Origin of the sequence: Alcaligenes nematophilus (assembly GCF_026344155.1) — a bacterium.
GTDB classification, from domain to species: Bacteria; Pseudomonadota; Gammaproteobacteria; order Burkholderiales; family Burkholderiaceae_B; genus Alcaligenes; species Alcaligenes phenolicus.
Genome location: NZ_JAPKMZ010000006.1, coordinates 1 through 22,399, shown reverse-complemented (window position 1 = coordinate 22,399; position 22,399 = coordinate 1). Strand labels below are relative to the sequence as shown.

Sequence of the window (22,399 nt, the reverse complement as noted above, 5' to 3'; positions counted from 1 at the left end):
GCCTTGCCACCTGGACTCAGGCGCCAGACCTGTTCTGGCGCCGCCACTCCAGAGTCCCAATCACAATGCCGCTGGTACACACCACGGCAATCCCGATCCAGGTAAAGACATCCGGGAACTGACCCCAGATCAGCCATCCCAGCGCGGCTGCGGCCACAATTTGCAGATACACAAACGGGGCCAGCAAAGACGCCGAGGCGCGTTGATAGGCCTGTATTTGCAGCAGATGGCCCAGACAACCCCACAGCCCGGTCGAAATCAGAATCAACCATTGGAAAAAGCTCAGCTCTTTTAAGGCAGGCAGGGCGGCGGGCAGTAAAAAGGGTAAGGCAATGGTCAGGCAGATGCTGCCGACTGCACCGCTCCAGATCAGGGTGGTCAGCGAATTGTCCACGGCCACGCGACGTGTTGCGATAAATTGCGTGGCGAACAGACAGGCGGTCATCAAGCCAAACAGCACCCCTATTGGGTGCAGGCCAGCGGTAGGCCGGATGATGATCAGCACGCCCAGAAAGCCGACTCCGGCAGCTACCCAGCGACTGATGCGCGGTGGCTCTTTCAGAATCCAGGGGGCAACAGACAGCACCAGCAAAGGGGCCAGAAAGTTGATGGAGGTGGCTTCGGCTTGAGGCAGATAGCTCAAGGCGTTGAAAAACGAGAAGGTGGACAGCATCATCACTGTGCCACGCAAAATTTGTGCTTTGGGGCGGGAGCTGCGCAGGATCTTGCGGCCCTTGACCGGCAAGACCAGCGCCAGCACTAATCCCAGATGGATGACGTAGCGAAACCAGCACATCACCAGCAGGGGCACGCCAAAGCCCATGATCCATTTGCCGCTGGCATCCAGACCCGACAGGGCCCAGGAAGACAGAATCAGAATGAGCACCCCCGCCAAGGGAAAGACCGTGGGTGTCAGGGTCTGGGGCAAGGAGGAGGACTGGGGTGTGCTCATGACAGGCTCCTGACGAAAAGCACAAGGACGGCCGGATGGCCGTCCTGGAAGGAACGTAAATCTTACTGGATTAGCGTTTGCGCAGGGGTAATACCCGTTCGATTGCTGAACCTACTGCCAGCAGATGTTCGTCGTGGTAGGCAGGGGCTGCCACCATCAGGCCCACAGGGGCTTCATCAGCGGCATGACAAGGCAGCGACAGGGCGCAGCCGTCCAGGAAGTTGATCAGGGTGGGGTTGCGCAGGACCAGGCCGTTAGTGGCGAAGTAGACGTCGTCCGACTCTTTCAGATCGGCAATGCGGGGAGCGACAACGGGCACGGTAGGCATCAGGACGGCGTCGTAGCGCTCCAGACGGCTTTCCACCGCGCTGATCCAGGCCTGGCGGGTGTCTTGCAGTTCGATGTAGTCGGCGCAATCGATGTCCTTGCCGCGCAGGATGCGGGAGGCCACGCGTGGGTCATATTGCTCGCCCTTGCTTTGCAGGGTGTCGCGGTGCACGGACCAGGCTTCGGCGCAGACAAAGCCGCCTTTGCGGTTGATTTGCGGCAGTTGGTCAAACTCGGGCAAGTTGATTTCCTCAACCACAGCACCTTGCTCACGCAGCAGGGCGATGGCGCGGTCAAAAGCAGCACGCACGGTTTCATCAATGCCGTCAAACACAAAGGTCTTGGGTACGGCCAGACGCAAGGTGTCCAGGGCAGGCGTTGCCACGGGCACGTAAGGCTGGTCGGTCAGGATGGAGTCCACAATGGCGCAACACTCTACCGAGGCAGCCAGAGGGCCATTGGAGTCCAGGCTGCGCGACAAAGGCATGGTGCCTTCGCTGGGAACGCGCTCGGCGGTGGGTTTGAAACCGGTCAGGCCGTTAAAGGCCGAAGGGATACGGATGGAGCCGCCCGTGTCGGTACCAATGGAGAATACCGACATGCCTTGAGCGACGGCCACACCGGCGCCGGAGGACGAACCACCCGGGATGCGGGCATTGTCACGGTCCCAAACGGAACGAGGCGTACCGTAGTGGGGGTTGATGCCCAGACCGGAGAAGGCAAACTCGGTCATATTGGTGGAGCCGATCAGAATGGCACCGGCGCGCAGCAGGCGCTCCACAATGGTGGCGTTCTGTTCGGCCGGTTCGGCGTCTTTCAGTACAGCCGACCCACCCAGAGTGATGTAGCCTGCGATGTCATGCAGGTTCTTGACCGACATGGGCAGACCTTCAACCAGCGAGCGGCTCAAACCGGCAGCGCGCAAAATGTCGGAGGCTTTGGCGGCGGCCAGAGCCTGTTCAGCAAACACTTCGATGAACGTGGCAGCGCCGTCACGGCTTTCGTCCTGGATACGGTCCAGGGCTTGCTGGGTCAGTTCGACCGAGGTGGTTTCGCCACGATCAAGAGCACGTTGCAGTTCGGTAATAGTCGCTAGCATGGGTCACTCGCAAAATAAATGGGTGGGGCGGGCTGGGCCAGTTTAGGCTACTTCAGGCAGGATTTCGGTTACGTAGGTATGACGGATGCTGCGTTCGCGGCGGGGGTCATACAGTTCCATGGTGAACTGGGTAGCAGGGCGAATGCCACCAATGGCACCCACGGTACCGCAGGTCATGCCAAAGCCTTCAGGCATGGTGGTGGACTGGAAGTAGCCTTCGATCAGCTCCAGCGGGTTCTTCAGGGTGGACAAGGGACCATCCTGGTACAGGACTTCCTTGCCGTCTTCCTGAATGTAGGCGCGGATGATCAGCTCGTCCCAGTAGTCGGCCACATCGCTGAACAACCAGGCTTCGCGGGCAACGGGCTTGGCGCAGATCTGCTTGGACAGGGCCACGCTGTGGGCTTCCAGCACGCGGTCCGTGTGGTCCGAGGCCAGGCTGACCAGCAGGCGGCCCTGGTGGTTGAACACAAACACTTCGGTCTCGCCGGACGAACCGGAGCCCACGACCTGGATGTCGGCATCCTGGATCATCTGGTTGGCGGCGATGCGGTAGTACAAAGGCACCGAGCTAGGGCGTGGTACGCCCAGTTCGGCCAGCTCTTCAATGTGGTGCTCGATGGCAGCCAGATCGCGGCCAGCCCAGCCGGCCACGATGCAGTGCTGCAAATCAGCTTCGATGATTTCAGTGTGGGTGGCCTGGGCCAGTTCAAAGGTCAAACGCATAGCAGTACTCGTTTACTCAAAGACAGATTGGGATTAACCGAACAGGCGTGGCAGCCACAAAGCCAGATCCGGGAAGATAGCCAGCAGGCCCACCATGGCCAGCAGCATGATCACAAAGGGCAGGCTGCCAATCATGACGTCATTCATGCTGCCGCTCTTGCGCAGGCTCTGGACCACAAACAGGTTCAGACCAACAGGCGGGGTGATCAGCGCCACTTCCACCAGAATGATGATGGCAATACCCAGCCACACCGGATCAAAGCCCAGGGCGATCATAATGGGAGCCACGATAGGGATGGTGGTGATCATCATGGACAGGGTTTCCATGAAGCAGCCCAGCACCAGGTAGAACACCACAATGATCAGCAGCATGACCATGGGCGAGACACCCAGGCCCGTGATGGCATCGGTCAGTGCGTTGGTCAGGCCGGTGGCGGCCATGACAAAGTTCAGGAAGGCCGAACCGATCACGATCAGCATGATCATGGCGGTGGCTTTCATGGTGCCTTCCAGCACTTCCTTGATCATGTTCCAGCTCATGCGGCCCGAGAAGGCAGCCAGAATCAAGGCGCCGACCACACCCAGGGCAGCAGCCTCGGTTGGAGTGGCAATCCCGGCGTAAATCGAGCCCACGACCAGCAGGAAAATACCCAGTGGTGGAACCAGATGCACCAGGCTGGCAAAACGCTGTCCCCAGGAGGCCTTGATCTTCGCACCGCCCCACTTGGGTTTGACCATACATGCAGCAGCAATTGCCAACATGAACAGCAAGGCCATACCCAAACCGGGGATGATGCCGGCCAGGTACAGCTTGGGCACAGAAGTATTGGTCAGTACGCCGTAGATCACCAGGTTGATCGAAGGCGGAATCAGAATGCCCAAGGTACCGCCAGCCGCCAGACTACCCAGGAACAGAGGCTCGTTATAGCCTTGTTTCTTGATTTGCGGCAGGGCCACGGTGCCCACGGTGGCGGCAGTGGCCACGCTGGAACCGGAGGTGGCGGCAAACAGGGCGCTGGCACCAATGTTGGCGTGCATCAGGCCGCCGGGCAGCCAGGACAGCCACAGGCTCATGGCGTTGTACATACGTTCAGCCATGCCCGAGCGCAGCAGGATCTCGCCCAGCATGATGAACAGGGGAATGGCCACCAGCAGGAACTCGTTGCTGGTGCCCCAGGAAATTTCACCCAATGCGCCGGTCAGGGGCAGCATGGAGTACAGCGGGTCCAGAATCAGGCCCAAAACACCCAGGGCAGCGCCCACGGGAATGCTCAGTCCGATCAGAACGAGCAAGAGAGTCAGTGCGGTTGTAATCATTTGGCGTCTCCTTGCACCATGCGTTTGCCAGCCTCGGCTTCTTCAGAGGCTTCTTCCTGGGTGCTGCGGATACCGCACAGGGATTGGATACCGGCCAGGTCACCTGTAATCAGGGCCAGGCTGGAGCGCAGCAGCATCAAGGCCAGAACGACGCACAGCCAGATCAGGCCGCCCACCCACAGGAACTGGGGAATCCACAAGGGAGTGCCCATGGCGGTGTTGGCGGTGGACTGGTTGGTCCAGGACAGGCCGGCCACGTCGGTGGCGTACAAGGTCAGGTAGACAATGAAAACAGACAGGGCCACCAGAGCAATCCAGTCCAGCAGGGCAGCCAGACGAACAGGTAAGTGCTGATAGATGGCGTCGATACGGATATTGGCCCGTTGCAGGGTGGCAAAGGACAGTGCCCAGGAAATGCTGATGGCAAAGGCATAGCCGGACAGTTCATCCGAGCCGCCCAGAGAGCTGCCACTGAATTTGCGGAACAGGACGTCCGCGGTGATGTAGAGGGCGCTGATCAATGTCAGGCTGCCTGCGAACCAGATGGCGACGCGCGACAGGGATGTGGCGGCGGACAGCAAACGGTTCAGCATGGCGAATTTTTCGGTATTTTCCATGATGTCTACCCCGTACAGGGTCTAGGAGGGAGGGGCCTGGGGTACAGGCAGCCTGCCACCGTGAGTCTGGTGGCAGGCAGGACGTACAGATTTACTTCTTGGCTTCGAAGCCCAGGATCGGGCTCAGGCTGGTGTTGAATGCAGCCACGGTGTCGGCGGCGCTACGCTCGGCCCACTTGGGAACCACGGTCTCGCTCATGACTTTCTTGAGCAGTTCACGGTCAGCGTCGGTAGGCTTGACCAACGTCATCTTGCCTTTGACGGGCTGCGTGCAAGCGTCGGCGCCCGTGTTGCAGTCATAGCCTTCCTGTGTTTCCTTGGCAGCGGCAACCCAGATTTCTTCGGTCATGGCCTTGATGTTGCTGGCCAGGAACTCTTGAACTTTGGGGTCCAGCTTGTTCCAGGTGCCCAGGTTGGCAGCGTGAATCTGCTGGTTCCAGTTGATGGGCATTTCGTACAGCTTGGAGCTGACTTCGTACCATTTGGCCGAGTAACCGGACATGGAGCCGGTAATGGCGCAATCGACCACGCCGTTTTGCAGTGCGGGAACCACTTCACCGAATGGGATGGTTACGCTGTTGCCGCCCAGAGCCTGAACGAATTCAGCCTGAGTACGGCTGCTGGTACGCACCTTCTTGCCTTTCAGGTCGCTCAGGCCATTGAAGTTGCCATTGCAAAACAGAACTTGGGCAGGGTAGGTGGAAAAACCCAGAACCTTGACGTTGCTCTTGGCGTAGAACTGTTCGTAGGCGGGAGTGAACGCGTCGGTCAGCTTCTTGGCCACTTCAATATCGGGAGCCAGACCCGCCAGGTCGATCGCTTCGTTAATGGAGTTGTCGCTGGCAAAGTAAGCCAGGGTGGCGGTACCGAAAGGAATCACACCTTGGCTGATCAAGCGCATGATTTCAGGACCTTTCAGGCCCATGTCGTTAAAGCCCTTGATATCGGCCGTGATCTGGCCGCCGGACAGCTCAGGTACTTTCTTGGTCCAGAAGGGCTGCTCGGTGTTCTGGTAGGCGGTCAGGTTGCTCAAGCCACCGACAACTTTCAAAGAAGTCTTGGGCAGTTCCTGGGCCATGGCAGCAGAGCCCAGGGCCAGCGAGCCCAAAGCCAGGGAGGTCAGTACGATTTTTTTCATAAGGTGCTCCTAATAGCGGTCCAGCTGTATGGTTGATAGAGTGCGCGCCCTTGTTGTCAGGGAGCTGCATATTGAAACCAAAGGGGCGACCGGTTTTGTGTCGGTCAAAACTTGCTTAAAGCGCGGCCAGCCGTGTGTTGGGCAGATCGGTAATCAACATATGGCCAGGGGCATGCGTGATACAAAACTGCGGCTTGGCCTGGGCAGCAACGGCTTGAGGGGTGACGCCGCAAGCCCAGAAAACGGGTAATTCGTCGGGGCCGACTGGCACTGCATCGCCATAGTCGGGTTGTTGCAGGTTGCTGATTCCAATCAGGGACGGGTCGCCGATATGGACCGGGGCACCGTGCACGGACGGAAAGCGCGAGGTGATCTGAATGGCACGAATGGCATCGGCCGCACGCATGGGGCGCATCGATACCACCAGCGGGCCAGACAGGCGCTGTGTGCCCTGGGTCTGGATAGAGCTGCGATACATGGGCACATTCACACCCGCGCTGATATGGCGCACATCAATCCCGTCGGCCAGCAGCGCTTCTTCAAAGGAGAAGGAGCAGCCAATCAGAAAGGACACCAGATCATCGCGCCAGACATCTTCGATGTTCAGTGGCTCGGCGCTGAGCTCGCCGTTCTGCCAGACACGGTAACGAGGGAAATCCGTGCGCAGATCAATCGAGCCACCCAAGGTTGGCACCTGAAACTGACCGGGTTCCGTCACGGCCAATAAAGGGCAGGGTTTGGGGTTGCGCTGACAAAACAGCAGGAACTCATCGGCCCAGTCTTTGGGCAGAATCATCAGGTTGGCCTGCACATAGCCTGCGGCCAGTCCTGCGGTAGGACCAGTATGAGTTTCTTGACGGATCAGCTCGCGGCATTTTTCAGCCTCGGGCGCCAGCACAGGCAGGGTTTGCAGGTTCATGATGACCACTCGCACAAAGGGGGTTGATCACAGCCTCGGATTGCAACCGATCAGATAATTTGTGTCCAATCGTATGTTTGAATCCTAGGCCATAACGATTACTTATCGGACTGCACGTATTGTTGGGCGATTTCTTGGGCGTGATTGGCCACGACGCGGGCAATATGACTGTCCGGAGAATCCATCCAGCAGGCAAAAAATTCGATGGCCGGCAGGGGCTGATCCACCTTCAAAAGGCGCAGTTTTCCCTCGGAAAGCTCGTCTTTTATGACCTCGGGAGCCAGCACGCTGGGGCCCATGGCATGACGCGTCATTTGCACGATTGTGCTTAGCGATGCACTGCCAAAAATACGTGGGGATTTGACGCCGGCACGCAGCAAAGCTTCGCGTGTGGCGAGGTAGGGAACGCTACCGGATGGATAGGTGATTACAGGGTAAACCCCTAGCTCGGAAACGCTGACTTTGCGGCCATGCAACTTCAATTCGGGACTGGCGACCCAGCCTAACTGATAAGCGCACAGTCGAATGCATTGTTCTTTGGGATCCTGGCCTACGCCCACAATCATGGCCATATCAATCTGGAAGCTGGCCAGTTGCTGGCGCAGCACGCTGGTGGTGTCGACATGAATCTCGATGACCAAAGCCGGGTATTCCTGATGCAGCTTGTCGATCAGCTCATGTAGCCAGGTCTGCACAATGGTTTCAGCCACCCCCAGACGCAGCAGGCCGCGGATGGCGTTCTGCTCTTTGGCGGCGCGCAGCATCTCGGTACGCAGATCCAGCATGCGCTGTGCGTGCGACAACAACTCCTGGCCTTTATCGGTCAGCTTGATGCCCCGGGCACCCCGATCAAACAAGCGCAGCTCCAGACTGGATTCCAGTCCGGCGATACGCTGAGAAATAGACGGTTGGGTCGTGTTGAGTTTTTCGGCAGCTGCCCGGAAACCGCCAAGCTCGGCAACCCATACAAAGGCTTCGATCTGTTTGAGATCAATCATGTTTCCGGTCCAGAAAATAGGCAGTCTTATTATGCCTGATGGCAATTGGCGGGCATAAGTAGAGCAGGCGGATATTTTTCTGCATCTTTGTTTGATTGGACGCGGCCACCACTATAATTCGCCCATGACTTGCAAGATACTGATTGTGCGTACGTCCTCTTTGGGAGATCTGGTGCATATGCTGCCAGCAATCTCGGACATTGCACGCCATGTGCCCGGTGCACAAATTGATTGGCTCGTAGAAGAGAGCTTTGCTCAGATTCCGGGCTGGCATCCGGCAGTAAATGAAGTGATCCCGGTGGCGCATCGGCGCTGGCGCAAACAGTGGTGGTCTGCCCAGACACGCCAGGAACGCGCCGCCTTGCGCGAACAACTGCAATCACGCCAATACGATGTTGTGCTGGATATGCAGGCGCTGATGAAATCCATCTGGCTGGTACGGCAGACTAAAGGCCGTCGTCATGGGCTGGATTGGAAGTCGGCGCGTGAACCGCTGGCCTCGCTGTTCTACGATGTGCGTCATCGCGTCGGTTTCTGGCAGCCTGCTGTGTTCCGTCAGCGCAGCTTGGCCGCGTCTGCCTTTGGCTATCAGTTTGAAGGCGCTCCTGATTTTGGTTTGCAGGGTTTGGCCGCGCAAGCCCCCAAGGACGAGGATCCTTACGCCATCATCATGCCGTCGGCCAGCCGCGACGATAAGCTCTGGGAGCCGGAGAACTGGCAACAGGTCTTTGATCGCCTGCAAGGGGAAGGGATGGCATTGCGCTTGTTGGCGGGCAGCCCTGCCGAGTCCGCCCGTGCCGAGGCGCTGATTATTGGTCGCAGCCAGGCTCAGGTGATGCCACGAATGGATTTGACGCCTATCGCTCTGCAATTGGCTGGAGCGCAAGTCATGGTGGGTCTGGACAGTGGTCTGACGCATTTGTCAGCCGGTTTGGGCCGTCCTACTATTGGTATCTATAAAGCCTCGACCCCAGTGCGTACCCCCCTGGAAGGTTCCGCTTACACCGCCAGCCTGGGCGAGCGTGGGCATCCTCCTTCAGCGGAAACGGTGCTCTGTGCCATCGATCAGGCGCTGGGGCGGACAGTAGTGCCGGAGGCGGCCTTGTTGGACGCGCTAAAAGGCTAGTTCGGGTCTGATCGCCAATTCGTTTTTTTGTCAGCCGGCTTTGTGCTTACAATACGCGATGCTAAGGGGCCTGCAGCCCCGCCTGGGTGCAGGCCCTTTGTCTGCCTGACATTATTTTCTATTCGTCTTCCTGGTAGCGCCGAGCGTGGCTTGGCTGCTGCTGATTTCGTACTGAGGCTAAGCGGGTGAACCGATTCTTCTATACCGCCTCTATTCGCATATTGGCTCCAGCCTTGATGGCCTGGATGGGCTTGCGTGCCCGTCGAGCTGGTGGCGAATGGCAGGTGTTATCGGGTCCCCGCTTTGGTTTTTATGGTTCGCTGCCTGCGCCCAGGAAAGCCCCGGTGTGGGTGCATGCGGTCAGCCTGGGTGAAACGCGTGCGGCGCAGCCTTTGATTCGTGCTTTGCTGGATCAGGGTGAGACGGTCCTGTTAACCCATATGACAGTTACGGGCCGTAAAGAAGGTGCGACTGCGTTTGCAGCTGAGATTGCCAGCGGGCAATTGTTGCAACAATGGCTACCCTACGACTTTCCGGGCTCGGTACGACGTTTTTTCGCCCATTACCGGCCATGTGCCGGGGTGCTGATTGAACGCGAGGTGTGGCCCAATCTATTGGCTGCGGCACGCCGGCAAGGTGTTCCCATGATGTTGGCCAGTGCCCGGTTCTCGGAAAGTGCATTGCGTACCAGCCTGAAAGCAGGTTCGGTCATGCGAGAGGCCTACCGCTCCTTCAAGTTGATCTATGCACAAAGCCTGGCTGATGCACAGCGGCTGGAGTTGGCGGGCGCACAAGGCGTGCGCGTGTCAGGGAATCTGAAGTTTGATGTAGTTTTGCCACAGGACAAGATTGCACGTGGCCGTGGCTTTGCCAGTGACCTGGGACGGCGTGTGGTGGTGATCGCCAGTACGCGCGAGACTGAGCATGTCGATTTCATTGATGCCATTGCCCATTACCTGCGCCGTGAACGAGAGCATGGTAGCGAGCTGCATAGCCCAGTCCTGTTTGTTGTGATTCCACGTCACCCGGAGCGGTTTGAAGAAGCGGCAGATTATCTGAATCAGCTAGGTTTGCGTTCCGTGCGGCGTAGCGAGTTGCTGGAGCAGGGCGATACCAGCACCAGTGCGATCAAGGCTTGTCGTGAAGTGGATGTGCTGCTGGGCGACACCCTAGGTGAAATGCACTGGTATTACGGCCTGGCACGAGTCGCCATTGTGGCGGGCAGCTTCCAGCCTTTGGGCGGGCAGAACTTTATCGAGGCCTGCGCAGTGGGTGTCCCTGTGATTGTGGGCCCGCATACTCATAATTTTGCCCAAGCCATGCAAGATGCCATGCAGGCCGGCGCTGCGATACGTGCGGGTACGCCAGCCTTGGCGTTGCAGCAGGCGCTGGAGCTAGTAGATGATCCAGCACGCCATCACAAAATGGCTGATGCGGGTTTGCATTGGGTTCAAATGCACGAAGGCGCAGTGCAGCGCGTACTTTCTGGATTGGCACAAATCCGCGATTAAATACGTAGCTGTTTATTAGCTAATAAGTATTTAGTTTTACGTGTTTTGGAATTTGTGGCGATTTGAGGACAGCTCGTCTTGATTTGAATCAAGTTAAATAAAAAAGCCCGCATTTAGCGGGCTTTTTTGAGATCTAAAAACTAATCGAGATCGATTTACAGTTTTTGGATGCTCTTAGCTTGTGGACCCTTTTGGCCTTCAGCCGACACGTACGAAACGCGCTGGTTTTCTTCCAAGGATTTAAAGCCCGTGCCCAAGATGTCGGAATGGTGAACGAAAAGATCTTTGCCACCGTTGTCGGGGGAGATAAAGCCGTAGCCTTTTTCGTTATTGAACCATTTCACGATACCGGTTTCTGTTTGCATTTCCTGCATTCCCTAAAAATGACGAGCAATCTGCTCAAAAAAGATTGTCAAGATGTAAAAATCAGGGCAATGAGTATTAGAAACAATACCGTATTGAACAAACTTCGACGAACTTGAAATCCTGCACCGCCAATCGTAGGGGGTATTTAACCTGTAAGTCAAGCTAAATCGACCCTCTGCGTGGTTTTAAGGCAGTGTTTGATCAACAATTGCAACCAAGCTTGTTATCGTAACGGACCCCTCTGCGCCCCTCGTTAAAGTCCGTGGTATTTACGACCAAATTCAAGCGTAGCATGAAAGAAACCGGACTTGCTACCACAGTCGTAACGTGTGCCTTCATATTCATATGCATATACCGCACGACTTTCCAAAAGACTGGCAATTCCATCCGTTAATTGAATCTCTCCACCTACCCCTGCTTGAGTGCGTCGCAGGTGGTCAAATATTTCCGGTTCCAATACATAACGGCCTACAACGGCTTGTGTAGAAGGGGCTACTTCGGGTGCGGGCTTTTCAACAATTCCATTAAGTCGAGTTGCTTTTGAGTCGACTAAATTACCCGAAACAATTCCATATTTATTTGTTTCATTTCTATTTACATTTTGAGTTGCCACAATACTTCCGTTGTATTGATGCGCAGCCTCAACCAGTTGCCGCGATACAGGTGTGGTGGCGTCGATCAGGTCGTCCGCCAGCAGGACCAGGAAGGGCTCGTTGCCCACAATGGGGGCAGCGCACAGCACGGCATGGCCCAGACCCAGCGCACGTGGCTGGCGGGTGTAAATACAGCTGACATGGCTGGGAATGATGTTTTGAACGGCATCCAGCAATTCCAGCTTGTTCTTGCCTTCCAGTTCGTGTTCCAGTTCCGGGATGCTGTCAAAGTGATCTTCAATGGCTCGCTTGTTGCGGCCAGTGATAAAGATCAGTTCTGTGACTCCAGCGGCAATGGCTTCTTCAACGGCATACTGAATCAGCGGCTTGTCGACAATAGGCAACATTTCCTTGGGCATGGCCTTGGTGGCAGGCAAAAAACGCGTGCCTAGACCAGCGACGGGGAAAACAGCTTTGCGTATGGGTTTCATAGTGTCGTCAATCGGGGATCAAGGGGAAGCTGGCATTGGATGGGCCGGGGTTCCAAGTTGAATGGCATCTTGGTTACGCTGCGAAAACTGTCTAGGCTCACGGCCTTGTTCGCTGGGGGGCGTGCCAAAAAAGCCTTGTCCAAAAGCCAGCAAGGCCAGGTTTGCCACCAGGATCAGTATGAAAAGCAGTCGCATCGCAAATGCCTTGAAAAATACGGTTCAACCCAAGATTGTACGGGTAGGGGAGTTTAAGTTCATCCGTTTTAATGCCAATCGTATCTATGGGTCACCGGCAGTTCACAGGCAAGAGGGGGCAGAGGGACCGTTATAAGCTCGAATCGACTTACGGGTGCGCCGCAAACAGCGATAGACCTCGCAAGGCAGGAGTTTCCAGCTCGTGTAGATGGGGGGGCTCTATATTGAGCAAACGGCAATGATGACTTAATTGTTCTAACAGTTCTTGCTGGGCCAGTGCGCGGCCACCGCCCGCCAAAAAGACCAATGGGCTGTGTCCCAGATACTGACGGCCTTTCTCCCATTGTCGCAACACGGCTCCGGCCTGTGCGGCAGCCACCCCGGTACTGATAGCTTCTTGAGTATTGCGTGGGAACGCCGCAGTTTGCCCATGCGCCTCAGGGAGCTGCGCCGTATTTTGCTTGAGTGAAGCCAGCATCAAGCTGGGACCGGGCAGAATGGAGCCACCTAAAAAGTGACGCACTCCATTTTGTGCAGGTCCCAGCAAGTCAATCGTGGTAGCAGTACCAAAGCTGATCAGCAAGGCGCCTTGGTCGACCGGGTATTCCTGGGTTAGCAAATCGCTTAACCCTAATAAGGAAGCCCAGCGGTCGGCACCCAATTGGCCCGCCTGTTCATAATCGTTGTGCAGCCCAAAAGCCTGCTCTTGGGCCTGCAACCAGCGTACCGGGCCCAAGCCCAGACGGCTGACGGCCGCATCAATTTGCGCTTGGACCTGTGGCCCGGCCACATTCACTCCTAGTGCTTGTACACCTTTTTGTTGGGCGAATTCCTGCAGCGGGGCCTGGCCTGCCTCCAGCCAAACCGCCAATTGATCCAATTGGTCGGCATGCAAGCTAACCGGCTGGCTTTCGCGCGCGCCGCTTAAAGGATGACACCACCCTAGTTTGATACGGGTGTTGCCAGAGTCGATGAGCAGGGTCATGCCGGATCGTCAGAGCTAAAAAGAGTGCAGTATAGCGATCAGCGGTGAGCGCGAACGGAAACTTCGCCCACTGTGACCGCACGTTCGGAACCATCGGGGTGGCGCAATAATAATTGCCCCGAGGTATTGATGCCCGTCACGATGCCTGTATGCAGGACTTGGCCATTGTCAATGATATGGACTTGCTGGCCAATTAGTGCGTCAACTTGCGCGTAGCGTGTAGGCAGATCACCAAAACCGTGGGCTGTAACATGGTTCAGGCTCAGGTACAGGCTTTGCGCGACTTTGGCCACAAGGTCCGAACAGCGTGCCAGAGACGCTTGTTGGGAGTGTTCAGCAATGCTGGTCCAGTCTGCAATGGCGCGTTGCGTGTTCTGGCTGATGGTCTCTGCTTCACGCAGGTTCAGGCCTATGCCGATAATCACCACATGATGGTCACTGGAGCTGGGCGCTGCACTGGCGCGGGTCGCCTCAACCAGAATGCCGGACAGCTTGGCCTGATCCCACAGCACGTCATTTGGCCATTTCATGGCCAGACGATTACGCACTGCCGGTTCCAGAAACTGGCGCAGCGCCTCCGTCGTTGCCAGACCGGAAAGCGGCGAAAGAGTAGGCAGTTGCCGCGCAGGCAGAAAAATATCAAAGGCACAGGAAAACATCAGGTTTGCACCGACGCTGTTTTCCCACGTGCGTCCGGCACGCCCACGACCACGACTTTGCAGATGTGCGCCCAGCAACCAGGGACGCACACGCGGCCCGGATTCCTGACGAGCCAGGGCAAGCAAATCGGCGTTGGTCGATTCGGTCGAGTCTACCCAGCGTATCTGGGGAAAATGTGGCAAGCGCGTACGCAGCTCTGCCACCATATCGCGCGGGCTGGGTAGGGTGAATGCAGAAGAGGTATTCATGACAATCCGGTACACTGGATGAGTTAAACGTAATCTTATGTGATATTTGATCTGAGCATGTCTGAACGCGTAGATACAATCCAATTTTCCGGCCAGGCCGGTGTTATTGACTGTGCTCTGGACTGGCCAGCGGGCGAGCCCAAGGGTTGGGCCTTGTTGCTGCATCCTCACCCTTTGCATGGTGGGGCACGTAACAACAAAGTGGTGACAACCTTGTCGCGCAGTGCCACTCAACATGGTTTGCTGGCAGTACGCCCGGATTTCCGTGGTGTCGGAAAGTCTGCCGGGGAGTTCGATAGCAGCCGCGGCGAAACTGCCGATATGCTGGCTTTGATTGAGCAATTCCCATCACATTTCCCGCAGTGGAGTTCCGGCCCATCCATGTTGGCCGGGTTTTCATTTGGCACTGCAGTCGCTGCTCAAGTGTATGCCAGCCTGCAGGAAGCCCAGGCACCTTTGCCCGGCGCCTTCATCCTGACTGGTACTGCGGTCAATCGTTTCCGCTTCCGGGATGTCAGCCCTCCTGCCGATACCTTGCTAGTGCACGGTGAAACCGACGATGTCGTTCCCTTGTCGGAAGGCATGGACTTTGCGCGTGAGCATCAGTTGCCCATGGTTGTGCTGCCCGAGGCTGGCCACTTTTTTCATGGCAAGCTGATTCAGCTGCGTGAGTTGGTCAGCCGTCATTTGGCCGGGCTTGGAACCTAAGCCGGGTTTTGCTTTCAAATCGTTGCGTTTTCCTGTTCAGACTCAGGGGCCTTGCCCCTCACAGGCCCAGATGGCTCTGCCATAATGGGTTCTTTCCGCCACTGTCAAAGCAATCGATTTTTTCCATGACTTCTATTCAAAAATTTGCATCTCCAGTCCTCTCTCGTTGTGTGGTGGCACTTGCCCTGGCGCTGCCTATGGTGGCTCAGGCACAGACTCAAACCCCTACCCCGACAGAGTCGGCTCAAGTGCTTGGCGCTCAGACGCCTGCCTTGCCAGGTGATTTGTCCGTTGTACCCGCACCTAGCCTGACGGCACGTGCCTGGTTGTCCATGGACGTTAATAGTGGCCAGATCATCGCGGCAGAAGGGCTGAACGAACAGGTCGAGCCTGCCTCCCTGACCAAGCTGATGACGGCCTATCTGGTCTTTGATGCTTTGGAATCCGGTCGCCTGAAGCTGGATCAGACCGTTGTGATTTCGGACAAGGCATGGCGCACCGAAGGTTCGCGCATGTTCGTGAAAGTTAATTCGCAAGTGGCCGTGAATGATCTGCTGCAAGGTGTGATCGTGCAATCGGGCAATGATGCCTCTGTTGCCTTGGCCGAAGCCGTTGCGGGTAGCGAAGGTGCTTTTGCCGCCTTGATGAACGAAGAAGCCGCCAAGCTGGGTTTGACGGCTACGCATTTCAAGAACTCCACCGGCTTGCCTGATCCCGAGCATCTGACCTCGGTACGTGATCTGGGCGTGTTGTCCGCGGCACTGGTTGCCCGCTTCCCCCAGTATCTGCACTACTACAGCCAAAAAGAGTACACCTACAACAATATCAAGCAGCCCAACCGTAACCGCCTGCTGTGGCTGGACAATACAGTTGATGGTCTGAAAACCGGCCATACCCAATCGGCCGGATACTGCCTGGTGTCGACGGCCTTGCGCGATGGTCGTCGTGTGGTGTCGGTTGTCGTGGGTACAGCGAACGATGCCGCCCGTACAGAAAACAGCCTGAAGCTTCTGAACTGGAGCTTCCAGAACTTTGAAACGGTCAAACTGTACGACGCCAGCAATCCTGCTGTCACCGCCCGTGTTTGGGAAGGTGAGGTCGAGAATGTAGGCCTGGGTACAGAAGGAGCCTTGTGGTTGACAGTTCCTCGTGGCAAGTCCTCGGAAATCAAGCCGGTTGCCAACTATACCCAGCCTTTGCTGGCTCCGTTGAGCAAGGGTGACAAGGTCGGTACACTGACTTTGTCCCTGGATGGCAAAGTTTTGGCAGAGCAGCCTTTGCTGGTGCTGCAAGATGTGCCCGAGGCAGGTTTTTTTGGTCGTATGGCCGACAAAGTGCGCTTGATGTTTGAATAATTCCTTGGTGCGAGGCTAAATCCTATGATTGCAGGCATTGACCCCGACAGCATTGTTTATTTGAACGGCGACTTTGTGCGCTTGGGTGAAGCGAAGATCTCGGTACTGGATCGTGGCTTTATCTTTGGCGACGGCATTTACGATGTCGTGCCTGCTTATCACGGGAAACCTTTTCGTATTGATGGGCACCTGGGGCGCTTGGAGCGCAGTCTGGCAAAAGTGGGCATCACCAACCCGTTCACTCGCCGTGAATGGGAAAAGCTGGTGCTGGATATGCTGGCACGTTCGGGCCGGGGTGCTGACTGCATGGTCTACATTCAGGTGACGCGCGGTGTTGCCAAGCGCGACCATGCCTTCCCCAGCAATGTGCCGCCCAGCATCTTCATCATGGTCTCGCCCTTCAAGCGTGTGCAGCAAGAACGCGAAACGGGTTTGAAGGCAGTGGCTATTGAAGATGAACGCTGGCTGCGTTGCGATATAAAATCCGTTTCCTTGCTGGGCAATGTGTTGGCCAAGCAGCAGGCTCTGGAAGCCGGTGTGGACGAGGTTATTCAGTTCAGAGAAGGTTTTCTGACCGAAGGGGCCTCCTGCAATATCTGGATTGTGCGCGACGGTACTTTGCTGGCACCCATGCGCAACAATTTGATCCTGGAAGGGATTCGCTACAGTTTGATGGAAGAGCTGGCCGCCCAGGCGGGTATAGCTTTTCAGGCGCGTCAGATCTCTCGTGAAGAGGTCGACACTGCCGACGAGATCATGATGACGTCAGCTACCAAAGAGGTGCTGCCCATCGTTGTATTTAACGGTCAGCCCGTCGGCGACGGACGACCCGGCCCTGTCTTTGCCAAATTACGTGAAGGCTATGACAAGGCCATCAAGGCTGCGGAGCAAGCATGACAATTTCCCCCGAAGAATCGTTGATCGAATACCCCAGTGACTTTCCCATCAAAGTCATGGGCCAGACTCACGAAACCCTGCAAGACGAATTGCTGGCTATCGTGCTGGAACATGATCCAGGCTTTGACGCTGCCACTATCGAGGTGCGTCCCAGCAAGGCAGGCAACTACACGGGCCTGACTTTCACGGTGCGCGCTGTTTCGCGTGAGCAACTGGATAATCTTTACCGTGCCCTGCATGCGCATCATCTGGTGCGTGTGGTGATGTAAAGCAGGGATCAGGCGTTCATGTTCGACTCAGTTCGTATCAAGTGGTTTGAGCGGCCTAGCGCCTATGAACCTATCTGGCAGGCAATGCGCGACTTTACCGAGCAGCGCGAGCCGGAGACTCCTGATGAAATCTGGCTTGTCGAGCACACGCCTGTCTACACTCAAGGGCAAGCCGGCAAGCCGGAACATCTACTGAATCCCGGTGGCGTCCCCGTGGTGCAAACCGACCGGGGCGGGCAGATTACCTATCACGGCCCAGGGCAGTTAATGGTGTACTGCCTGTTTGATCTGCGCCGGGTAGGCTTATACGTCAAAGAATACGTACGCCTTTTGGAAGAGGCTGTTATTGCCTGTCTGACGCATTTTGGTGTCGAAGGTGCTTGCTGCAAGCCAGGGGCACCGGGTGTCTATGTACCGCAAGGGGTGGCAAGGCAGGAGTTGGCCAAGATTTCCGCATTGGGGATCAAGATTCGCAATGGCCGCTCTTACCATGGACTGGCCTTGAATATAGGCATGGATCTAAGCCCATTTAGCGGCATCAATCCCTGTGGCTATGAAGGGCTGCAAACAACAGATATGCGTTCGCAAGGCGTCGTGGTCCCCATGGACGAGGTTGCACAGTATTTGTCTAATTATCTATCGCAAGCGATGGCTCTGCGCCTACAGGCAGCGGCAGCTTAAATAGTGCAGCGATAAAGCGCCGCATGTGGCGGCGCTCATCTTTATATTGTTATTTATTCGTCAAGTGCCGCCTCAGGTTCCGCTCCAGTGTGGCGCGCGTTTTTCGATAAATGCATCAATACCTTCGCAGGCATCATTGCTCATCATATTGTCAGCCATGACTTGGCCGGCGTAGTCGTAGGCTTGTTCAATAGCCAGGCTGCGCTGGCGGTAGAACATGGCCTTGCCTGCACGGACGGCAACCGGACTCTTGGCCATGATGCTGTCGACCAGTTTCTGTACGGTTTGATCCAGCTGGTCTTCGGCTACGGCGTAATTGATTAACCCCAACTCTTGAGCACGTTGGGCGCTGATAAATTCGCCCGTCATCAACATTTCCATGGCGGCCTTGGGCGGCACGCAGCGCGACAGGGCAACAGCGGGGGTGGAGCAGAACAGGCCAACGTTAATGCCGGAAACCGCAAAGCGAGTGGACTCGGTGGCTACAGCCATATCGCAGGTAGCAACCAGCTGACAGCCCGCTGCAGTGGCCAGCCCTTGCACACGAGCAATCACCGGCACGGGCAAGGCCAGCACACCTTGCATGACGCGGCTGCAGCGGCTGAACAGATCCCGGTAGTAGTCGTGTTCGGGCTTGGAGCGCATCTGTTTCAGATCGTGCCCGGCACAAAAGGCCTTGCCTTCCGCCTGGATAATGACGCACTGCAAGCTGGGGTCCTGGGCCAGCTTGTCCAGAATGTGTTGTAAAGAGTCCAACACCTCTTCAGACAGGGCGTTGTACTTGGCGGGCTGGTTTAAGGTGATGCGGGCCAGTCCCTGATGCTGTTCCAGCAGGACGGGATCGGCGGGGTGCTCTTGTGACATGCAAGTCTCCGTACTTATAGTATGTGCAGGTTTTATTTTCGGGTGTTGCTGCATCGTTAGGTCGACCTCTATATTAGAGGGGTCTGGTACAAACTATCGCCCTTGTTCTAGGCGCTTGTAAAGCGAAGGGGCTACAATTGACCACTGCGCCCATCGTTTAGTGATGCTGCCCGCACGCTGTTTTTCTATTTAGACGCCTATGACCACCCCTACAGATACGTCCGTCGATTCCAAACCTACTGTACGCCCTCGCGTTGTCGAATACGACGCAACGCAAAAGCAGAAGGCCGAGGCCAAGACCTCGCGCATTCCCATTAAGGTCGTGCAGGCAGAGCGTTTGAAAAAGCCTGATTGGATTCGGGTGAAGGCGGCTGCACCGAACTCCCGTTTCTACGAGATCAAGGAAACGCTGCGCGAGCACAAGCTGTTCTCGGTGTGTGAAGAAGCCTCCTGTCCCAATATTGGGGAGTGCTTTGGCAAGGGCACGGCAACCTTCATGATCATGGGCGACAAGTGCACACGTCGTTGCCCATTCTGTGATGTGGGCCACGGTCGTCCTGACCCGCTGGACGAGAATGAACCTGCCAACCTGGCCAAGGCCATTGGTGCCATGAAGTTGTCCTACGTGGTTATTACCTCCGTAGACCGTGACGATTTGCGTGATGGTGGCGCTGCCCACTTTGTGGAATGTATCCGTCAGGTGCGCGAGCATTCGCCAACTACGACTATTGAAGTGCTGGTGCCGGACTTCCGTGCTCGTCTGGACCGTGCGTTGGGGATCCTGAATGCCTGCCCTCCAGATGTGATGAACCACAACCTGGAAACGGTACCTCGCTTGTACAAGCAGGCGCGTCCTGGTTCGGATTACCACCACTCCTTGAAACTGCTGCAAGAGTTCAAGAAGTTGCATCCAAACATTCCAACCAAATCCGGTTTGATGGTTGGCTTGGGTGAGACCAACGAAGAGATTCTGGAAGTGATGCGCGATATGCGAGCTCACGATATTGATATGCTGACCATTGGCCAGTATTTGCAGCCATCCGGCCACCACTTGCCCGTGATGCGCTACGTGACGCCTGATGAATTCTTGATGTTTGAGCGCGAGGCCTATGCAATGGGCTTTACCCATGCGGCGGTTGGTGCCATGGTGCGTTCGTCCTATCATGCAGACCAGCAGGCGCACGCAGCAGGTGTGCAACCTTAAAGATAAGAGAACAGAAGACTTGGCTTTTATTTGAAGAACCCGGCCTTGGCGCCGGGTTTTTTTATGACTTCCGGGTTTTCCGGTGTTGTTGATCCGCGTCTGCCTGTTTTTTTTACAGGTTCCAGGGCAGCCAGCAAGCCGGAGAGTCGTTAGCGGTTTTTGGGGCATGTATCCCTGACTGCCTGTATCAATGCTTGCCGGTGTCTTTTTATTCGGACGGTGGACTTTCTACTGCATCACTCTGGGCCAGGGCCTTGGTAGACAGGCTCTCTATATAAGGCTCCAGCACTTCGTCGTAATCTTCGACGCCCAGATACCAGGCCGTCAGACCTTTGCTGTCTTGTTTAAGATCAGTCCAGCAGAATAAAGAGCGATCAAAAGAGTCCTTGATGGTCTCGTTCACAAACTTGAACAATTCATCCAGCAAGGGCAGGCTGCTTAAGGGGACGGCAAATGGCGTTTCTCCCTGAAATTGCCAGCCATATTGTTCGAGCAGTTCGTTCGACCAAAGAGCATGTTGTTCTTGAGAGCTTAATTCTGGATTGGCAGGGCTTAAAGGCATGGTTCTGGATCAGGTAAGGGGAACGGATGGTCAAGCGCCGGTGGCAAACCATTGTATGGGAGTGACGCCTTGCTCTTTGAGCCACTCATTGGCTTGCTGGAAATGACCACAGCCAATAAAAGGAACAGGGGGGCGGCGAGCAGCCAAGGGGGAAGGGTGATTGGCCTTCAAAATCAGGTAAGGATGCTGGGAGTGCTGCTGAATCAGTGCTTCTTTGGCTTGGGCGTGAGCACCCCACAACATATAAACAATAGGGCGTGTAGTCTGCTGGGCCAGGTTCATCAGCAGGGAGTCAGTAATCTGCTCCCAACCTTTCTTGGCGTGAGAGGCAGGCAAACCATCTTCTACAGTCAGCGATGTATTCAATAGCAAGACTCCTTGTCGACCCCAGTTGCTCAGATCATGACTGCTTGGCAAGGTGGTGTCGGGATATTCCAGCTCCAGCTCTTTAAAGATATTGCGCAGACTGGGTGGGGCCGGGCAAGTGTCAGGTACGGAAAATGACAATCCCTGCGCCTGATTGGGCCCGTGATAAGGATCCTGGCCCAGAATCACTACGCTGACTTTTTGCAATGGCAGCAGTTCCAGTGCGCGGAAAGGGGCGGCCGGGTAAATAGAGGCACCATCCTGGCACTCCTTGTCCAACCACTTGGCCAGAGTTGCCAGTATGTCTTGCAGTTCCGGGCGATCCAATGTGGCACGCCAGTCGCTGGGAAGGCGGGCAGCTTGCGTCAGGATGTTCTCGGTCAGGAGATTGCCGGAGAGTATTTCTTCGCCAATCAGGCTGAGCTGTGCCGCAGGGGCTTGAGAAGATGAGCGAGCCATAGTCTGCATACAGAGTTATTTGTCCGCCTATTGTAATAGGGGAGATGTGGCTTACCTATCTGCCTGGATGGGGTGTCTCTATATAGAGAGGGGTTTGTGGGTCAAAAGTAGGGCGATTGGTATGCCTCTATATATAGAGGGATGACCGGCGCTCTATATATAGAGTGTTGTAGACCAGGTTCTAGATTAGCGGCCCATGGTGATAGCCGGGTCTTTGTGCAGTCTTCCCCAGGATCGCAACTGCATTCTTATCTTTTCTGTCTGTCTGTCTGTCTGTCTGTCTGTCTGTCTGTCTGTCTGTCTGTCTGTCTGTCTGTCTGTCTGTCTGTCTGTCTGCGAAAACACGTTTGGGGCGGGAATTCAGCGCGAAACAAGAGAATCGTTGCTGAGCTGGAGAGGAAAAGCCCGGAATCGACCTGTTCTGCGATGGGGCATCCTGGCGTTTCACCTGCCAGTTCTGGTGTCTCTCCAGCTATGAACGAGATACAGTCATTTCAGTATTATTTAGTTTCATTTAAGATTTGTTATATATAACAATGATCTAAGTGGAAAGCTACTGTAAACCGCCTCTTTTACATGAAATATTCAGGTAAAAAACTTGCCAAGTCGAAAATCGTCGTGCTATAGTTCTTTTCTCGCTGCAGCACACACAGGGTTTACCCGAAGCGCCGCAGAGAGCAGTTAGACAAGTTTCACCGCCTTGGCCAAGAGGCCCGCACCGAAGCTTGAATGACTGGTCAGGAAACTGACAGGGTGTAAAACCCGG

23 protein-coding genes are annotated in these 22,399 nt (G+C 55.9%); 8 read left to right on the top strand and 15 right to left on the bottom strand.

Annotation, left to right across the window (positions count from 1 at the left end; all coding sequences use genetic code 11):
• Positions 1 to 16: 16 nt before the first annotated feature.
• The 8 genes from OSH04_RS15675 to OSH04_RS15640 all read right to left on the bottom strand — a co-directional run bounded on the left by OSH04_RS15675 (position 17) and on the right by OSH04_RS15640 (position 8,093).
• Positions 17 to 952 (bottom strand): DMT family transporter, encoded by a 936-nt coding sequence (locus OSH04_RS15675; protein WP_060186528.1) that lies wholly within the window; start codon positions 950 to 952, stop codon positions 17 to 19.
• 70 nt (positions 953 to 1,022) lie between these two features.
• Positions 1,023 to 2,378 (bottom strand): amidase, encoded by a 1,356-nt coding sequence (locus OSH04_RS15670; protein WP_042484585.1) that lies wholly within the window; start codon positions 2,376 to 2,378, stop codon positions 1,023 to 1,025.
• Between the two features lie 42 nt (positions 2,379 to 2,420).
• Complete coding sequence (locus OSH04_RS15665; protein WP_009460123.1) at positions 2,421 to 3,104, bottom strand: DUF2848 domain-containing protein; 684 nt, start codon at positions 3,102 to 3,104, stop codon at positions 2,421 to 2,423.
• Between the two features lie 33 nt (positions 3,105 to 3,137).
• A complete protein-coding gene (locus tag OSH04_RS15660; RefSeq protein ID WP_035268536.1) occupies positions 3,138 to 4,421 on the bottom strand; it encodes a TRAP transporter large permease in 1,284 nt (427 codons plus the stop codon).
• A complete protein-coding gene (locus OSH04_RS15655) occupies positions 4,418 to 5,038 on the bottom strand; it encodes a TRAP transporter small permease subunit (RefSeq protein WP_009460121.1) in 621 nt (206 codons plus the stop codon). Before OSH04_RS15655 ends, OSH04_RS15660 begins: the two co-directional genes overlap by 4 nt.
• A gap of 91 nt (positions 5,039 to 5,129) precedes the next feature.
• A complete protein-coding gene (locus OSH04_RS15650) occupies positions 5,130 to 6,176 on the bottom strand; it encodes a TRAP transporter substrate-binding protein (protein ID WP_009460120.1) in 1,047 nt (348 codons plus the stop codon).
• Between the two features lie 115 nt (positions 6,177 to 6,291).
• Positions 6,292 to 7,095, bottom strand: a complete 804-nt coding sequence (locus OSH04_RS15645; RefSeq protein WP_266108813.1) for a putative hydro-lyase — start codon at positions 7,093 to 7,095, stop codon at positions 6,292 to 6,294.
• A gap of 98 nt (positions 7,096 to 7,193) precedes the next feature.
• A complete protein-coding gene (locus OSH04_RS15640; protein WP_009460118.1) occupies positions 7,194 to 8,093 on the bottom strand; it encodes a LysR family transcriptional regulator in 900 nt (299 codons plus the stop codon).
• 124 nt (positions 8,094 to 8,217) lie between these two features.
• Between OSH04_RS15640 and waaC the strand changes: the two genes are divergently transcribed.
• A complete protein-coding gene (gene waaC / locus OSH04_RS15635; protein WP_266108812.1) occupies positions 8,218 to 9,219 on the top strand; it encodes a lipopolysaccharide heptosyltransferase I in 1,002 nt (333 codons plus the stop codon).
• Between the two features lie 185 nt (positions 9,220 to 9,404).
• Positions 9,405 to 10,730, top strand: a complete 1,326-nt coding sequence (locus OSH04_RS15630; protein ID WP_266108811.1) for a 3-deoxy-D-manno-octulosonic acid transferase — start codon at positions 9,405 to 9,407, stop codon at positions 10,728 to 10,730.
• Between the two features lie 155 nt (positions 10,731 to 10,885).
• Here OSH04_RS15630 and OSH04_RS15625 read toward each other — a convergent pair whose 3' ends face one another.
• The 4 genes from OSH04_RS15625 to OSH04_RS15610 all read right to left on the bottom strand — a co-directional run bounded on the left by OSH04_RS15625 (position 10,886) and on the right by OSH04_RS15610 (position 14,268).
• Positions 10,886 to 11,095, bottom strand: coding sequence for a cold-shock protein (locus tag OSH04_RS15625; protein WP_026483779.1), 210 nt, complete (start codon positions 11,093 to 11,095; stop codon positions 10,886 to 10,888).
• 254 nt (positions 11,096 to 11,349) lie between these two features.
• Positions 11,350 to 12,180 carry a UTP--glucose-1-phosphate uridylyltransferase GalU gene (gene galU, locus OSH04_RS15620; protein ID WP_236780496.1) on the bottom strand — a complete coding sequence of 277 codons (831 nt, stop codon included), beginning with the start codon at positions 12,178 to 12,180 and terminating at the stop codon, positions 11,350 to 11,352.
• A 343-nt stretch (positions 12,181 to 12,523) separates the two neighbouring features.
• Positions 12,524 to 13,360 carry a type III pantothenate kinase gene (locus OSH04_RS15615; RefSeq protein ID WP_266108810.1) on the bottom strand — a complete coding sequence of 279 codons (837 nt, stop codon included), beginning with the start codon at positions 13,358 to 13,360 and terminating at the stop codon, positions 12,524 to 12,526.
• A 38-nt stretch (positions 13,361 to 13,398) separates the two neighbouring features.
• Complete coding sequence (locus OSH04_RS15610) at positions 13,399 to 14,268, bottom strand: biotin--[acetyl-CoA-carboxylase] ligase (protein WP_266108809.1); 870 nt, start codon at positions 14,266 to 14,268, stop codon at positions 13,399 to 13,401.
• 57 nt (positions 14,269 to 14,325) lie between these two features.
• Between OSH04_RS15610 and OSH04_RS15605 the strand changes: the two genes are divergently transcribed.
• The 5 genes from OSH04_RS15605 (at position 14,326) to lipB (ending at position 18,178) form a co-directional block, all read left to right on the top strand.
• On the top strand, positions 14,326 to 14,976 hold the full coding sequence (locus tag OSH04_RS15605; RefSeq protein WP_021447090.1) for an alpha/beta hydrolase: 651 nt from the start codon (positions 14,326 to 14,328) through the stop codon (positions 14,974 to 14,976).
• A gap of 125 nt (positions 14,977 to 15,101) precedes the next feature.
• Complete coding sequence (locus OSH04_RS15600) at positions 15,102 to 16,331, top strand: D-alanyl-D-alanine carboxypeptidase family protein (RefSeq protein ID WP_035268521.1); 1,230 nt, start codon at positions 15,102 to 15,104, stop codon at positions 16,329 to 16,331.
• Positions 16,332 to 16,355: 24 nt separating this feature from the next.
• Positions 16,356 to 17,228, top strand: a complete 873-nt coding sequence (locus OSH04_RS15595; protein ID WP_035268519.1) for a D-amino acid aminotransferase — start codon at positions 16,356 to 16,358, stop codon at positions 17,226 to 17,228.
• On the top strand, positions 17,225 to 17,497 hold the full coding sequence (locus tag OSH04_RS15590) for a DUF493 family protein (RefSeq protein ID WP_009460108.1): 273 nt from the start codon (positions 17,225 to 17,227) through the stop codon (positions 17,495 to 17,497). The genes OSH04_RS15595 and OSH04_RS15590 overlap by 4 nt, the downstream gene beginning before the upstream one ends.
• A gap of 18 nt (positions 17,498 to 17,515) precedes the next feature.
• Positions 17,516 to 18,178 carry a lipoyl(octanoyl) transferase LipB gene (lipB, locus tag OSH04_RS15585; protein ID WP_266108808.1) on the top strand — a complete coding sequence of 221 codons (663 nt, stop codon included), beginning with the start codon at positions 17,516 to 17,518 and terminating at the stop codon, positions 18,176 to 18,178.
• A 72-nt stretch (positions 18,179 to 18,250) separates the two neighbouring features.
• Here the strand turns inward: lipB and OSH04_RS15580 are convergent, their stop codons facing one another.
• A complete protein-coding gene (locus OSH04_RS15580) occupies positions 18,251 to 19,042 on the bottom strand; it encodes an enoyl-CoA hydratase (RefSeq protein WP_251196980.1) in 792 nt (263 codons plus the stop codon).
• Between the two features lie 199 nt (positions 19,043 to 19,241).
• Between OSH04_RS15580 and lipA the strand changes: the two genes are divergently transcribed.
• A complete protein-coding gene (gene lipA, locus OSH04_RS15575) occupies positions 19,242 to 20,246 on the top strand; it encodes a lipoyl synthase (protein ID WP_021447088.1) in 1,005 nt (334 codons plus the stop codon).
• A 208-nt stretch (positions 20,247 to 20,454) separates the two neighbouring features.
• On the opposite strand, the gene OSH04_RS15570 is transcribed toward lipA, so the two are convergent.
• A complete protein-coding gene (locus OSH04_RS15570; protein WP_021447087.1) occupies positions 20,455 to 20,808 on the bottom strand; it encodes a hypothetical protein in 354 nt (117 codons plus the stop codon).
• A gap of 30 nt (positions 20,809 to 20,838) precedes the next feature.
• Complete coding sequence (locus OSH04_RS15565; RefSeq protein ID WP_226349789.1) at positions 20,839 to 21,633, bottom strand: uracil-DNA glycosylase; 795 nt, start codon at positions 21,631 to 21,633, stop codon at positions 20,839 to 20,841.
• Between the last annotated feature and the right edge of the window lie 766 nt (positions 21,634 to 22,399).

What these genes read in the sequence shown, in the direction of transcription:
- OSH04_RS15675 (WP_060186528.1), bottom strand. Translation starts at nt 952, where the DNA reads ATGAGCACACCCCAGTCCTCCTCCTTGCCCCAGACCCTGACACCCACG.
- OSH04_RS15670 (WP_042484585.1), bottom strand. Translation starts at nt 2,378, where the DNA reads ATGCTAGCGACTATTACCGAACTGCAACGTGCTCTTGATCGTGGCGAA.
- OSH04_RS15665 (WP_009460123.1), bottom strand. Translation starts at nt 3,104, where the DNA reads ATGCGTTTGACCTTTGAACTGGCCCAGGCCACCCACACTGAAATCATC.
- OSH04_RS15660 (WP_035268536.1), bottom strand. Translation starts at nt 4,421, where the DNA reads ATGATTACAACCGCACTGACTCTCTTGCTCGTTCTGATCGGACTGAGC.
- OSH04_RS15655 (WP_009460121.1), bottom strand. Translation starts at nt 5,038, where the DNA reads ATGGAAAATACCGAAAAATTCGCCATGCTGAACCGTTTGCTGTCCGCC.
- OSH04_RS15650 (WP_009460120.1), bottom strand. Translation starts at nt 6,176, where the DNA reads ATGAAAAAAATCGTACTGACCTCCCTGGCTTTGGGCTCGCTGGCCCTG.
- OSH04_RS15645 (WP_266108813.1), bottom strand. Translation starts at nt 7,095, where the DNA reads ATGAACCTGCAAACCCTGCCTGTGCTGGCGCCCGAGGCTGAAAAATGC.
- OSH04_RS15640 (WP_009460118.1), bottom strand. Translation starts at nt 8,093, where the DNA reads ATGATTGATCTCAAACAGATCGAAGCCTTTGTATGGGTTGCCGAGCTT.
- waaC (WP_266108812.1), top strand. Translation starts at nt 8,218, where the DNA reads ATGACTTGCAAGATACTGATTGTGCGTACGTCCTCTTTGGGAGATCTG.
- OSH04_RS15625 (WP_026483779.1), bottom strand. Translation starts at nt 11,095, where the DNA reads ATGCAAACAGAAACCGGTATCGTGAAATGGTTCAATAACGAAAAAGGC.
- galU (WP_236780496.1), bottom strand. Translation starts at nt 12,180, where the DNA reads ATGAAACCCATACGCAAAGCTGTTTTCCCCGTCGCTGGTCTAGGCACG.
- OSH04_RS15615 (WP_266108810.1), bottom strand. Translation starts at nt 13,360, where the DNA reads ATGACCCTGCTCATCGACTCTGGCAACACCCGTATCAAACTAGGGTGG.
- OSH04_RS15610 (WP_266108809.1), bottom strand. Translation starts at nt 14,268, where the DNA reads ATGAATACCTCTTCTGCATTCACCCTACCCAGCCCGCGCGATATGGTG.
- OSH04_RS15605 (WP_021447090.1), top strand. Translation starts at nt 14,326, where the DNA reads ATGTCTGAACGCGTAGATACAATCCAATTTTCCGGCCAGGCCGGTGTT.
- OSH04_RS15600 (WP_035268521.1), top strand. Translation starts at nt 15,102, where the DNA reads ATGACTTCTATTCAAAAATTTGCATCTCCAGTCCTCTCTCGTTGTGTG.
- OSH04_RS15595 (WP_035268519.1), top strand. Translation starts at nt 16,356, where the DNA reads ATGATTGCAGGCATTGACCCCGACAGCATTGTTTATTTGAACGGCGAC.
- OSH04_RS15590 (WP_009460108.1), top strand. Translation starts at nt 17,225, where the DNA reads ATGACAATTTCCCCCGAAGAATCGTTGATCGAATACCCCAGTGACTTT.
- lipB (WP_266108808.1), top strand. Translation starts at nt 17,516, where the DNA reads ATGTTCGACTCAGTTCGTATCAAGTGGTTTGAGCGGCCTAGCGCCTAT.
- OSH04_RS15580 (WP_251196980.1), bottom strand. Translation starts at nt 19,042, where the DNA reads ATGTCACAAGAGCACCCCGCCGATCCCGTCCTGCTGGAACAGCATCAG.
- lipA (WP_021447088.1), top strand. Translation starts at nt 19,242, where the DNA reads ATGACCACCCCTACAGATACGTCCGTCGATTCCAAACCTACTGTACGC.
- OSH04_RS15570 (WP_021447087.1), bottom strand. Translation starts at nt 20,808, where the DNA reads ATGCCTTTAAGCCCTGCCAATCCAGAATTAAGCTCTCAAGAACAACAT.
- OSH04_RS15565 (WP_226349789.1), bottom strand. Translation starts at nt 21,633, where the DNA reads ATGGCTCGCTCATCTTCTCAAGCCCCTGCGGCACAGCTCAGCCTGATT.